Raw genomic sequence first — 13,677 nt, 5'->3', positions numbered from 1 at the left:
GGGCAATGGCCGCTCCGGTCGCGTCGAGCCCACCAACTACCATCACTGTTTGTGCCAGCAGCGTCGACGGTCGGGCGAGCGAAGCTCGTAGCAATCACCACAGGCCTGCTCGGTCTGTTCCTCGCCTTGGCGACGCCGTTCATGCCGGTCAACCAGACCACCGCGTCGATCACCTGGCCGCAGCACGGTCAGATCAACTCGGTCACCGCGCCCCTGATCAGCTACGTCCCCATCGACCTCGACGTGCAGGTGCCGTGTTCGGCCGTCGGTGAACTCCGCGGCGACCAATCCGTCCTGCTCTCGACGACGCCCAAGGGCGCCGAGAAGTCGCCCGAACGCGGGCTGTTCATCCGCAAGAGCGGTGCTGCCACCGATCCCGCCGACAAGCAGACCGTCGAGGTCGTCAACCGCAACGTGCCGCTGGTGTCGGCGACGCTGGCGCAGATCCGGTCGCAGGACTGCCGCAACATCGTCGTGCATGCCGACTCCGACGAGGTGACCGCCGAATTCGTCGGCATGAGCAACGACAAGGGCGAGTCGCTGACGGGCACCACTGCCGATCGCGACCTGTTCAACTCCGACCAGCGACCGCAGATGACCGGGCTGTTCACCGACTTGTCCGGCCCCGCAGCGACCCTCGGTGGTCTGCACGCCCAGGCAACCATCGACACGCGCTACACCAGCACCCCGACGATCCTGAAGTGGCTGGTACTGATCTTCGGCATCGTGTGCGCGTTGCTGTCACTCTCGGCGCTGGCGGTGCTCGACTCCACCGACGGCCGCAAGCACCGCCGCATCTTCCCGGCCCGCTGGTGGCGCCTCAATCTGCGCGACTACGTGGTGCTCGCCTCGTTGCTCGTCTGGCATTTCATCGGCCCCAACACCTCCGACGACGGCTACCTGCTGACGATGGCGCGCGTCGCGCAGCACAGTGAGTACACCGCCAACTACTTCCGCTGGTACGGCGCACCGGAGGCACCGTTCGGCTGGTACTACCAGGTGTTCGGACTGCTCAGCCACGTGTCGGTGGCCAGTCCGTGGATGCGGCTACCGGGCCTGCTCTGCGGTGTCGTGTCGTGGCTGATCATCAGTCACGAAGTGCTGCCCCGGCTGGGCCGGGCCGCGACCATCCGGCCCGGCGTCGGCTGGACCGCGGCGTTCGTGTTCCTGGCGTCGTGGTTCCCGTTCAACAACGGCCTGCGGCCCGAACCGATCATCTGCCTGGGTGCACTGCTCACCTGGTGTTCGGTCGAACGCTCGATCGCCACCGGCCGGCTGCTGCCCGCGGCGCTGGCGTGTCTGTTCGGTGCGTTCAGCCTCGCCGCCGGGCCCACCGGATTGCTGGCTGTCGCGGCGCTCATCGCCGGCGCCAGACCGATGATCCTGGCGCTCATCAAACGGGCCCGGGCCATCGGCAACGGATGGAGTTCGTACCTCGCCCTGCTCGCCCCGATCCTCGCGGCCGGTACCTTCGTCATCTTCGTGGTCTTCGCCAATCTGACGCTGCGCTCGTTCCTCGAGGCGTCGAGCATGAAGACGGCCCTCGGTCCGTCGCTGCACTGGTACAACGAGATCGACCGCTACTCAACGCTGTTCGCGTTCTCCGCCGACGGCTCCATCGGCCGGCGGTTCGCCGTGCTGGCGATGATCCTCGGCATGGTCGTGTCGGCGGCGGTACTCATCCGCAAGTCGCGCATCCCCGGCACGGCGATCGGCCCGACGCGGCGCATCGTCGGAATCACCTTCGCCTCGCTGGTGTTCCTGATGTTCACGCCCACCAAGTGGACCCACCACTTCGGCGTGTTCGCCGGTCTCGCAGCCGCTTTGGCGGCGATCGCGGCGATCGCGGCGAGCCAGAGCGCCATGCACTCCCGGCGCAACCGGACTTTGTATGCGGCGCTGGTGTTCTTCATCGTCGGCCTGGCCTTCACCGGTCCCAACTCGTACTACTACTCGTCGGCCTGGGGTATGCCATGGGGTGTCGACCAGGTGACCATCGTGGTCCGTCTCGGCACGCTCATGCTGGCGATCTCGCTGGTGTTGTTGTTGCTGGCGTTGTGGTTTCACTTCCGTGAACCGTTCACTGGCACCGACCCCGGTCCCGATCCGGTAGCGCAACCCACCGGCTCGCACCCCTGGTACCGCCGGGGCGCGCACTCGTTGGCCGGGGCCCCACTGGCGTGGGTGGCCGCCGCGGTGGTGGTCTTCGAACTCGTGACCGCTGCGTTCGCCGGTATCCACCAAAGTGATTCGTACTCCGTCCCCCGCTCCAATCTCGAGGCGCTGGCGGGCAAGCAGTGCGGCATGGCCGACAAGGTGTGGGTCGAGCAGAACCCGAGCAGCTTCCAGTTGTCCCCGGTCGACCCGACACTCACCGATCCACTCGCCGGCCCGGCCACCGCGCCACCGACGTCTGCGCGTCCGGCCACCAGTGGGTTCGGCCCCGACGGGATTTCCGACGACCTGGACACCAAGACACCCGCCGGCGCGCTGGGCGTGCTCGCGGGCGACGCGGCCGCCGACCCGGACGTGCTGATCGCCAACGCCGGCGGCACCGGCGCCGGGCAGGTGGCCACCCCCGGCGTCAACGGCAGCCACGCCGCACTGCCCTTCGAGCTCAACCGATCGAAAACCCCGGTGCTGGGCAGCTATTCGGATGGTGAGCAGACGCCCGCGCACCTGACCTCGGGGTGGTACAAGATGCCCGCCGACTACCGGGACCGCCCGCTCGTCACCTTCTCGATCGCCGGACAGTTCGACAATCCGCAGGATCTGTTGTTGGAGTACACCTCCGACAAGCCCGGCCCGGGCACCCACGATGCCGATCTGCAACCCACCGGCTCGGTCCAGATGATCGATCCCGGCCCGCGGCCCTCGTGGCGCAACGTCCGGGTGCCCACCAGCGATCTGCCCGACGGCGTCACCGCGGTGCGCATCATCGCCACCGACGACAACCTCACCTCGGACCGCTACATCATCGTCACGCCACCGCGGTTGCCGCAGATGCAGACGGTGCAGCAGGTCGTCGGCTCCACCGCGCCGGTGCACGTGGACTGGACCTCCGGCCTGGTGTTCCCCTGCCAGCGTCCCTTCACCCACCACGACGGCGTCGCCGAACTGCCCGAGTGGCGCATCAGCCCAGGCGCCGACCTGTCCGCGGCGGTGTCGGCCTGGCAGGACGCATTCGGCGGCGGACCCCGCGGCTGGGAGCAGGTGCTCCTGCAGCCCACCGCGCTGGCGACCTACCTGCAGGGCGACGTCGGCCGCGACTGGGGCTCCCTCGAGCGTCTGGTCCCCTACGACGGCGTCACCCATCACGCCGAGATCACCACGGGCACGCAGACTCGCAGCGGACTCTGGAGCCCGGCGCCGATCCGGTACTGAGTATCGTTCGGCGACCGCCGCCGACCACGTCTGACCTGCACTGTCTCCATCTCGGGTAGAGTCGGACGCGCACCCGATCAGGAGGATTGACGTCACATGGCTGCACTGCACGTCACCCATACCGAAGAAGAGATGCCGGCTGCGGTCGCCGCCGGCCACGAGATGGCCGGCATGGCCCTGACAGACCGTGACGAAGCCGCCGTCCGTCGCGTCCTGCGCGGCGAAACCACTGCCACCGAGGAAGCCGACCGACTCGCCGCAGAGATCATCGCCCGCCGCACCCGGCGTTGAGAATTGCGGGCATTGCAGAGCCGCCGCCGCCGCTACCTCAATGGCTTGCTCAGATGGACCAATGCGTACCCACCTGGTGTCAGAGTTCGGTGTGTCTCTCGATAGCCGAATCTGGCATAGAGTCGCAGGTTGCCTGCGCTGTGCTCGCCCGTGAACAGCTGCAACTCAACAACTTCAGTGGAGAGTCGCTGCTCTACCAGTTCAAGCAAGCGGCTCCCCAGACCGCGACCCTGCAGGTCCGGCGCCACGACCAGCCGGCCCAGCACGGCAATCTCCTTCGCACAATCGATGTTCACGCGGACCGCAGCGACCAGACGCCACCTGGAATCCCGTAGCCCGAACGCAACCACCGACGGATCCGAGAGCTCGGTCGTCAACTCGTCCAGCGACTGGATCAACGGCGGCAGCCGTAGATCGTGATGCGCCTGCCCTTCGGTGACGTAAGCGGCACGTTGAAGGGTCAACAGCTCACCTGCATCCGACACAGACAGAGACACATCGGTTTCCACGGGGCCGATTCTGCCAGTCACACCCCACCCGGCGCCTCTCGATTTCCACCGCACCGAGGTGTCCATCTCTGGGGGCTGTGCTCAGTTGGTGATGGCCCGCATCGGTCCGGGGGTCCAGAGCCCGTTGCGAACGTCCTGGGACACCTCAAGCTGAGCAGGTACCTGCGGAACGAGTGGCGTCAGACGTTGCAGACTGCCCCAGTCCTTGGCCCACGAGTTGCGGAGGTAGGACGGCAGCACCATCGGTTTCAGGTCGTTCTCGACGATGCCGAGCGGACCGCCGTAGTCGCCGGCCATCCAGCGCCGGGAGTTGACGCGCTCGCCGTCGGCGTCGGGCGTGACCCGCCACCTGGGCACTTCGAGGATGCCGTTGTGGACACCGGCCGGGCGCTGGCACGGGAAGGCGAAGGCCACCTCCCAGTCGAGCAGCACCGGATCCTCGCTGCCCACCAGTGAATTCAGCGTCACCATCGGGGTCACCCGCGGCGGGGTGATCGCCAGCCACTGCGCCGGATCGGTACTCGTGTCCGCGGCGACGACGCGCACCACACTCGCATGCGGCGGTGCCTGCGCCAACGGGAACCGCAGATTGCGCCACTCCGGCGCGGTGTCGATTCCCATCGGCAGCATCGAACCGACCGTCGTCACCTTGCCGTCGGGTCCGACCCGGCCGAACTCGAGCCGGACCTTCTGCCCGTCGTGGGTGACCGCGACGTCGTCGATGAACGACACCTGTCCGGCGACCGCCATCGTCACCAGCGGCGCGTCGTCGCTGCGGGCGGGCATCTGATACCAGTCGGAGGTCAACTGTGCGTGCCCGTTCGGCGCGCCGAAACTGCCCAGCACCGGGACGTGGGCGGGATTCAGGCCGAACGGCAACTTGACCGACGAGCCGTTGACGCCCGTGGTGGAGGTGGTGCCGCCACCGGTGTCGGTGGCACCGGCCGTACCCGACGGAAGTTGTTGCGAGACAGTCGGGTCGGTTTGCGACGGGTCCTGGGTATCGTTCCCGTCGGAGGACTCGTCGTAGGTGTTCTCCAGATCGGTGGCCACCCCGTTGGGGGTGAACCCGGTCATCCCGGCACCGGCCAGGGCCGCCCCCGGCGACGGATCGTGCTGTCCGGCAACACGAGCGGGCGCCAGGACGCCCTTGTTCGCGTCCGGCTCGATGAGCACCGCGTCGGCCAGGGCGCACGGGTTGCCGCGGAGCGCGTTCACGTTGGAGCTCGCCCACGACCACGAGCCCCGTTGCGTCTGAATACCTTTCCCGAACGAGATCAGGTTGAACACGACCACGATCGCGAGCACGATGGCCAGCGAATACGTCGGCATCCGCCCGAGCAGGCCACGCAAGCCCGTGGTGGATTCCACGACGGCGTGACCCTGCTGGGCGCGCCGGTCGTCGCGGTAGTACTGCCACGCCCCGAGTGCGGTGAGCGCGATCGCGACCAGCAGGATCGGGATGTAGAGCTCGATCCCCGCCACCTTCGGGGTGTCGTCGCCCCATGGGATGCCGTAGCTGCCCACGTACCACCACTGGTTGCGCCCGGCGAAGGTGACCGCCAGGACGTAGGTGGCGGCCGCGGCGATGAACGTCCGATTGCAGCGCCGTCGGATGACCCCGGGCGAGATCATCGTCGTCGCAGCCGCGACGAGGACACCGGTGAGGCAGGCGAACGTGCCGTACTGGTGGGTGGCCTTGGTGGGCGAGAAGGCCAGCACGCCAACGGCTCCGGCGAGTACCGCGACCAGCCGCCACAGCGGTGCGGTCGCGACTCCGGGCACCCGTCGCTTGGCCAGCAGGGTGAGCACGATGATGATCACCGCGAGGAAGGTCACGAAGATCCCGATGCGCCGGGCGATCGACCCGTCGGTGGTCGGGTTCTGCAGGATGTAGTAGCGCATCGCCTCGGTCCACCATTTGTTGGTGGGGCCGACGATCCCCTGGACCTTGATGCCCTCGAGGATCGACGCGAGCGGTTGGTCGGCGAAGATCTCGTAGAGCACCAGCAACCCGGATGCCACGATGGGTGTGAGCACCGGCAGCCAGCCGTCGCGGCGGATGCGTATCCGCAGGCGTTTGATGATCGGCCGAAGTGCCGCAACGAGTACCAGGGCGGCGATCGCACCGGCGGGATGCACGGTGAGGGTGAATGCGGCGACGACGATGCCGAGGGTGAGCGGGAACAGCCGGCCGGTGGCCACGGATCGCTCGACGAGCAACCACGTCGCCAGGATGCCGACCGCCAGGATGGGCTCCACCCGCAGACCGTTGTTGAACGCCAGCCACACCGCGAGGAAGCCGAATGCGCCGGCCCAGCGCGCCGCCTTCGACGAGCGGACCGCGGCACCGACCCGGCCGAACGCGGCGCGGGACAGGAGGAACCAGCCTGCGAGCCCGAACAGCAAGGGCAGCAGGCGTAGCCATGGCGTCGCGGTGCTGACCTGCATCCAGAGCGCGAGGTATCGATAGTGCCAACCGAACGGATCCTGCGGCGCACCGAAATAGCGGTAGTAGTTGTCCAGATAACCGGCACCGGGCGCCACCCGGCCCACCGTCACCTGGTATCCGTCGTCGGCGGTATTACCGCCGACGAACAGCCAGATCACCAGCACCACGACGACGACCGCATCGGGCAAGGTGATCCGCCACCACCGGCGCGGCAACCAGCGCAGGCGCTTGCGGCCGTCCTGCCGGTCGAGGACCGCCAGCGCGATCATCGACGCGAGAGTGGCGATCACACCCAGGATCGCGGCCGCCATTTTCAGCGTGGTGGGGCTTGAGACGAACCGCGTGTCGACGGTCGAGGAGTACGAAAGTCCTTGCGCGTCCACGTTCTTCGGCAGTTCGGTGAACACGCCGATGATCTGTGGCCGGGCGTTGGAGTCGTCGAGGGCGAAACTGGGCGGGGCGCCACCATCGGTCGAGAGCCCGCGGATCTCGCCGCGGATGCCGCCGGTGTCGGCGTGGATCACCACCGTGCAGCCCGCAGTGGTCTGCGCCTGTTCGCGAGGCACGTTGAGCAGGACCATGTTTCGCTGTGTGACCAGCAGCCGGTCGGTGGTGGCCCGGACGAACAGTCCCACCTTGCCCGCCTCGGCGCCGTTGGACGGCACCGTCGACACCAGCACCCCGCCGGCCGCGGGCAGGTCGGCGGCCAACCGACACGGCACGGCGATGTCCATGTTCACCGGCGTGTAGGACACGTTGGGCGCGACCACATTCTGCACACCCGGCTCGCTCGTCCCGAACTGCGGCCAGTTGATGACGACCTTGGTGTAGCTCACCGGCAACAGCGGCATCGCGATGGCGAGCACGATACCCAGCAGGCCGGTCGTCACGGCGACGATCCGCGCGATGGCAATGGTGCGGGGGGTGAGACCCGACGTTCCCGTCTCGGTGGTGCGGGTATCGGTGGCGTCGGTCCCGGGGTCCCGATCGAGCTCGGTGGGCTCGGTCTTCTCGGTGTGATCAGTCACTCTCGGCCACCACCCTGATCGCTCCGTTCCGCGTCCAGCCCCACGTCGATCCGGTCCCCGTCTGCACCCGCGCCGGCGGCGCGTCCGATACCAGCGGGGTCAGGCGCAGCAGGCTGCCCCAGTCGCGATACCAGTCGTTCTCGAGGTAGGTGGCCACCGTATTCGACGTGGTCAGCGCGTCGGATGCGGTGAGGATGCCGCCGTCCGACGCCGATTGCCACGACTTGGATTTGGAGAATGTGGTGGTCCGGTCCGGGGTGATCCGCCACTGCGGGATCTCGCTGATCCCGTTGGATACCGTGGCCGGACGCTGACACGGGAACTGGCTGGCCACCGAGAGATCGAGCAGCACCGGCGAGTCCGAGCCGACGAGATCCTGCAGCGTCTCCAGTTTCGGGGCGCGCGGCGGGGTCAACGCCAGCCACTGATCGTTGGCGAGGTTGTCGTCGACGGCGACGATGCGCATCGCGCCGGCCTGCGGCGGCACCGCGGTCATCGGGATACGCAGGTTGCGCCACGGCCGGTTGGGCCGGTCAGGACCGGGATCGATCGGCACGAACGGGGCGCCGACGGCCTGGAAGGCGCCGTCGACGACGTTGCCGAACTCCACGTGCAGTTGCCTGCCCGGGGTGATGACGCCGTCCTGGTCGACCGACAGGATCGACCCGGCCGCGCTGATGACGATCAGCGGCGACGCGTTCCGGGCAGGCAATCGGTACGGCAGCGAGGTCAATTCGGCGGTGCCGTTGTCGTGGCCGTAGCTGCCGAGCACCGGCGTCTTCGCGGGGTCGAGTCCGAAGGGCAGCGCCGCGGTGCTGCCGTTGACGCCCTTGGGTCCGCGGCCGCCGATGGTGCCGGGCGAACCACCCGACACCACGTACGGCCGGGACAGATCACCGGCGGTGTTGATCGTCCCGGCACCGAGCGTCGTCGCATCCGGGGTGAGGTCGCCTGCCACCCCATCGGGGGTGAACCCGGTCTGCTCGCCGGCCAGCGCGGCCGCGACGTCGGAGGTGCCGATCGGTTGCAGCGCACCCACATCGGGGTCGTTCTCGACGAGAACCTTATCGGCCATGGCGCACGGGTTACCGGCCAGCGCCGACATGTTGGCGCCGAAGGTGGTGTAGGTGTCCGAGCGGGCGGCGGCCGCCTTGGCGAACAGTGCGAGCTCCACGAGGACCACCAGCGTCGCGATCACCAGCATCGGGGACGAGGCGATACCCGTCTTCAGTCGCGACCGCCCCGAATCACCGGGAGTACGGCCGTGTTCGGCGTCGACGTCGATCCGCAGGTGGAACCACACCGCTGCGGCGAGCGCGATGACGGTCAGCACCAAGAAGATCGACGACAGCGGGTGGCCTCCGATGACCGGTGCCTTGTCGAACCAGGCGATGCCGAAGTCGTAGGCCCAGCCCCACGCATTCTCGCCGGCCACCGCGACCGCGCAGGCGAACAGCAGCCCGGCGATGTACACGCAGAGGTTGCGGGGCGAGCGGCGCGACGTCTGGGCGACGGCGACGGTGGTGACGGCGGCCATCGCGGCGGCGAGCCCGGTGTAGATGCCGAACTGCACCGTCCACTTGGTGGGCGTGAAACCCAACAGCACCATGGTCAGGCCGATCGCGCCGATCAGCCGCCACACCGGCGCCGGATCGATGCCGCGAATCCGCTTGCGGCGCAACATGACGGCAACCGTCACCGCGACGGCCGCGAAGAACAGCAACACCGGCACCCGGCGCACGAGCGTGCCGTCCTGGGTGGTCAGCGTCAGATAGTAGTAGCGCAGGAACTCCTGGAACCAGGAGAGCGTCGGGCCGACGGTCAGGCGGATGCGCAGCGACTCGGCCACCGTGGCAAGGGTCTGGTCGCGGAAGACGACGATGATCACCGCACCCACGGCCGCGGCGAGCGGTGCGAGCAGCGGTGGCGCACCCGACCCCCAGAGGGTCCGCCCACGCCAGGTGAGAAGGAATTGTCCGGACCGGCGCCGCAGGATCCGCAGCATCGGGCGGGAACCGGCCAGGAGCAACGCCACCGCGATGATGCCGTGTGGTGCGAGCGCGAGGGTCAGGCACGCGGTCAGGGTGGCCGCCGCGGCGGGCAGGAGCCGGCGCGTGGCGATGGCCTGCTCGACGCCCCACCACGTCAGCAGGGTGCCGAGCACGATGATCGACTCCGAGCGCAGACCGCTGCACAGCGGCATCCAGAACGCCACGAAGACCGCGGCGGCGGTGAACATCGCCCACTGCGATCGGCGCACGGCGCCGCCGAGTCGCGGCAGCAGGATGCGGCTGAGCACGAACCAGCTCAGCAGGCCGGCGAGCAGGGCGGGCAGGCGCATCCACACCCCGGCCGTCGACACCTCCGACCAGTGCGCGAGGAAGGAGTAATACCAGTCGAACGGAGCCTCGGGGATGCCGTAGAAGCGGTAGTAGTCGGCGAGGTAGCCCGCGTCGAAGCTGTTGCGGGCCATGCCGAGGATGTAGCCGTCGTCGGAGGACCCGGCACCCAGGAAATGCCACACCACCAGTACCGCCGTGACGGCGAGGTCGGCGGCCCGGGGCCTCAGCAGCCGGCGCACGTCGATCCGCCCGACGCGACGATGGTATCCGCCGAGGACGTCGAGGGCCGCAATCGCGATGAACGCCACGACAGCCGCGAGGATGCCGATGATCATCACGGCGAGTTTGATCGCCGACGGGCTGGTGTCGAACCGGTTGTCGATCTCGAGGTGCGCCGACACGCCTGCGGTGCCGGTGAGGTCGGTGAACAGTCCGGCGATCTGCGGCTGGTCGGCAGGCGGGGCCGTGCCCGCGGCGTCCGGGGTGCCGACGCCGACGAAGTGGGCGGTGACCCCGTCGCGGGCCGAGGTCACGTGCAGGCTCCGGCAGTTCGCCACCTGATCGGCGGTCGCCGCGGCGATCTGCGTTCCGCGCGTCACGACGCTGACGCCAGTGGTATCGGCGGTGACGAACAGCGCGCTCTGCCGGGCATTGTCGGCGCCCTTGGGCATCGTGGCGAAGATTGTGGTCGCACCGGAGCCGGTATCGCGCACGGCGCGCGCGAGGACCCGGCAATCGGCGGTCACGTCGAGGTGCGCGGCGGTCTGCGCGGCCAGCGGCGCGGTGATGCCCGGCGCGGCGCCCTGCTGCTGCCCCTGCGGCCAGGTGATCGACGCGGTGTGCACCGTGACCGGGAGGAAGGGGGTGAGTACGCCGGCCAGGATCGCCACCGCTCCGGCGAGAACGGAGATCGTGGCCCAGACCCGCGGATTCGACGGAATCCGGACGCCACCGATATGGAGGGTGCGGCCATCGCCACGCCGATCGGGCGTGGTGGACGTCGGCGTCGCGGGCTCAGTCATCTCAGATCGACACAGTAGTGGACGAGTATGAGTGCCCGCCTCAGGCATCGCACCAACGCGGCCGCCCGCGTGTTCGTCGACGGCGTCAGCGGGCTGCCGGCGCGTCGCCGGCGACCCGGTGCGTGGCGCTCGCCGACCGGGTGAGCTGCTCGCGTCGAGTCGTGGGAGAGCGATCCATCTCTGATCGCCCGGCAGCGGCCGGCACGCCCGCCACCTGGTCTTCGGTCCGTGACCGCAGCCTCACCTTGCTTGCGTGATCGTTGGCGTTGGCGCTTCAGTAGACCTATGACCCACCTCGGCGGAACCGGTGACGAACGCCGGTCTGTTGAACCACCGCACCAGCATTCGGATGAGCCGCACGACGTCGGTTCGCTGGCCAGCCGGCTCAACTGGCTGCGCGCGGGGGTCCTCGGCGCCAACGACGGCATCGTCTCGACAGCGGGCATCGTGATCGGCGTGGCCGCCGCCACGATCGATCGCGGCCCGATCTTCACCGCTGGCATCGCGGGGGTGGCCGCGGGCGCGGTGTCGATGGCACTCGGCGAGTACGTGTCGGTGAGCACCCAGCGCGATACCGAGAGGGCGTTGCTGGCCAAGGAGCGCCGGGAATTGCACGAGCAGCCGGAGGCCGAGTTCGACGAACTGGTCGGCCTCTACGAGAAGAGGGGACTCAGCCACGAGACCGCGACCCAGGTGGCCACGGAACTGACCGAACGCGATGCGTTCGGGGCGCACGTCGACATCGAACTCGGTATCGACCCCGACGCGCTCACCAACCCGTGGCAGGCCGCGGCCTCCTCGGCCGTCTCATTTCTCTCCGGGGCGCTGCTGCCGATGATCGCGATCCTGGTGCCACCGCCGCACCTGCGCGTTCCCATCACCTTCATCGCGGTGCTCGCCGCCCTGGCGATCACCGGCTTCACCGGTGCCACTCTGGGCGGATCGTCACCGTGGCGTCCGATGTGGCGCGTCGTACTCGGTGGTGCGATCGCGATGATCGTGACCTACGCCATCGGGCATCTGGTCGGTCACACGGTCGGCTGAGGAAGCCGATCGCTCAGATCGGCATCAGCAGGTGCTTGCGCGGAGTGCGGATGATCTGTTTGTCCCGCAACTGCGCCAACGCTTTTCGCAGCTGCAGTCGCGTCTGCGCGGGCTCGATGACGGCATCGACGTAGCCACGTTCGGCCGCGAGATACGGGGTGGCCATCATCGTGTTGTAGAAGTCGATGAAGTCGCGCCGCACCTTGTCGGCTTCCCGCGCCGACAATCCCTCGGTCTGTCGCCGGGTCAGCACCGCTGCCGCCGATTCGGCACCCATCACCGCGATCTTGGCCGACGGCCACGCGAAATTGAGGTCGGCGCCGAGCTGCTTGGAACCCATCACCGCGTACGCGCCGCCATATGCCTTACGCAGCACCACAGTCACTTTCGGCACGTCGGCCTCGACGTAGGCGTACAGGAAGCGCCCGGACCGTCGGATGGTCGCCTTCTGCTCTTCGACGAGTCCCGGCAGGATCCCCGGGGTGTCGACGAGAAAGATCAGCGGGATGCCGAACGCATTGCAGATGCGGACGAATCGCGCGGCCTTCTCCGATGAGTCGGTGTCGAGGGTGCCTGCCATCACGCTCGGCTGATTGGCGACCACACCGACCGAATGCCCGTCGACACGCGCATAGCCGGTGATGATGTTGGGCGCGAACAGCTCTCCGACTTCGAGGAAGCCGCCGTCGTCGAACAGCTTGATGATGATGTCGTGCATGTCGTACCCGGCGTTGTCGTAATCCGGCATGAACGAGTTGAGCGAGAGATCGGACTCGGTGATCTCCGGTTCGAGTCCGGGATTGATCACCGGCGGCTGCTCGTAGCAACTCGACGGCATGTACTGCAGGTACTCTCGCACCCACTCGAACGCCGCTTTCTCGTCCACGGCGACGTGGTGGATGTTGCCCCACCGCGCCTGATTGTGGGCGCTGCCGAGATCCTCGGCCGAGATCTCTTCGCCCGTGGTCTGTTTGATGATGTCGGGACCGGTGACGAACATGTAGGACTTGTCCTCGACGGCGACGAGGATGTCGGTGTTGGCCGGGGTGTACACCGCCCCGCCGGCACACTTGCCGAGGATCACCGAGATCTGCGGCGCCAGACCCGAGAGCAGGTCATTGCGGCGGCCCATCTCGGCATACCAGGCCAGCGAGGTGACCGCATCCTGGATCCGGGCGCCGGCCGAGTCGTTGATCCCCACCATCGGGCAGCCGAGTCGGCCGGCCCACTCCATGAGTGCAGAAACCTTGCGGCCGAACATCTCTCCGACCGTCCCACCATGTACCGACTGATCGTGGGAGAACGAGGCCACCGGCCGGCCGTGTACCAGCCCGTGCCCGGTGACCACACCGTCGCCGTATCCGGTGTCGGCGGCGCCCGGCATCTTGGCCAGCGCACCGATCTCGACGAATGTTCCCGGGTCGAAGAGCATCTCCAGACGCTCACGGGGCGAGAAGATCCCCTTCTTCGCCCGCTTGGCCACCGCCTTCTCGCCGGCCGGCTCCTGGGCGAGCTCGAGTTTGGCCTTCAAGTCTGCGAGTTTGGCTGCGGTGGTGTCCATGGCGGTGTATCCCTTTGTCCGGTCTGCGAATCCGCGCGGATCGC

At 68.2% G+C, this 13,677-nt stretch carries 7 protein-coding genes; 3 read left to right on the top strand and 4 right to left on the bottom strand.

Annotated features, from left to right (window positions below):
- Positions 1 to 51: 51 nt before the first annotated feature.
- Both ACPXB3_RS09020 and ACPXB3_RS09015 read left to right on the top strand, forming a co-directional pair.
- On the top strand, positions 52 to 3,384 hold the full coding sequence (locus tag ACPXB3_RS09020) for an arabinosyltransferase domain-containing protein (RefSeq protein ID WP_425727411.1): 3,333 nt from the start codon (positions 52 to 54) through the stop codon (positions 3,382 to 3,384).
- A 96-nt stretch (positions 3,385 to 3,480) separates the two neighbouring features.
- A complete protein-coding gene (locus tag ACPXB3_RS09015) occupies positions 3,481 to 3,675 on the top strand; it encodes a hypothetical protein (protein ID WP_425727410.1) in 195 nt (64 codons plus the stop codon).
- Positions 3,676 to 3,707: 32 nt separating this feature from the next.
- Here ACPXB3_RS09015 and ACPXB3_RS09010 read toward each other — a convergent pair whose 3' ends face one another.
- The 3 genes from ACPXB3_RS09010 to ACPXB3_RS09000 all read right to left on the bottom strand — a co-directional run bounded on the left by ACPXB3_RS09010 (position 3,708) and on the right by ACPXB3_RS09000 (position 11,028).
- Complete coding sequence (locus ACPXB3_RS09010; RefSeq protein WP_425704099.1) at positions 3,708 to 4,184, bottom strand: GNAT family N-acetyltransferase; 477 nt, start codon at positions 4,182 to 4,184, stop codon at positions 3,708 to 3,710.
- Between the two features lie 81 nt (positions 4,185 to 4,265).
- The gene (locus ACPXB3_RS09005; RefSeq protein ID WP_425727409.1) at positions 4,266 to 7,664 is read right to left on the bottom strand and encodes an arabinosyltransferase domain-containing protein; all 3,399 of its coding nucleotides are present in this window, start codon (positions 7,662 to 7,664) and stop codon (positions 4,266 to 4,268) included.
- Positions 7,657 to 11,028, bottom strand: a complete 3,372-nt coding sequence (locus ACPXB3_RS09000) for an arabinosyltransferase domain-containing protein (protein ID WP_425727408.1) — start codon at positions 11,026 to 11,028, stop codon at positions 7,657 to 7,659. The genes ACPXB3_RS09005 and ACPXB3_RS09000 overlap by 8 nt, the downstream gene beginning before the upstream one ends.
- A 285-nt stretch (positions 11,029 to 11,313) precedes the next feature.
- On the opposite strand from ACPXB3_RS09000, the gene ACPXB3_RS08995 reads away from it, so the two are divergent.
- Positions 11,314 to 12,072 (top strand): VIT1/CCC1 transporter family protein, encoded by a 759-nt coding sequence (locus tag ACPXB3_RS08995; RefSeq protein WP_425704096.1) that lies wholly within the window; start codon positions 11,314 to 11,316, stop codon positions 12,070 to 12,072.
- Positions 12,073 to 12,085: 13 nt separating this feature from the next.
- Here ACPXB3_RS08995 and ACPXB3_RS08990 read toward each other — a convergent pair whose 3' ends face one another.
- Positions 12,086 to 13,633, bottom strand: a complete 1,548-nt coding sequence (locus ACPXB3_RS08990; protein ID WP_425704095.1) for an acyl-CoA carboxylase subunit beta — start codon at positions 13,631 to 13,633, stop codon at positions 12,086 to 12,088.
- Positions 13,634 to 13,677 lie beyond the last annotated feature (44 nt).

This window comes from Gordonia sp. DT219, from assembly GCF_049847065.1.
In the GTDB taxonomy this organism is placed as follows: Bacteria; Actinomycetota; Actinomycetes; order Mycobacteriales; family Mycobacteriaceae; genus Gordonia.
The sequence above is the reverse complement of the archived record's forward strand: the minus strand, read 5'-3'. Positions and strand labels throughout refer to the sequence as shown.

Bases quoted from the DNA above. Each gene is read 5' to 3' on its own strand.
- ACPXB3_RS08995 (WP_425704096.1), top strand. From the start codon at position 11,314: ATGACCCACCTCGGCGGAACCGGTGACGAACGCCGGTCTGTTGAACCA.
- ACPXB3_RS09000 (WP_425727408.1), bottom strand. From the start codon at position 11,028: ATGACTGAGCCCGCGACGCCGACGTCCACCACGCCCGATCGGCGTGGC.
- ACPXB3_RS09015 (WP_425727410.1), top strand. From the start codon at position 3,481: ATGGCTGCACTGCACGTCACCCATACCGAAGAAGAGATGCCGGCTGCG.
- ACPXB3_RS08990 (WP_425704095.1), bottom strand. From the start codon at position 13,633: ATGGACACCACCGCAGCCAAACTCGCAGACTTGAAGGCCAAACTCGAG.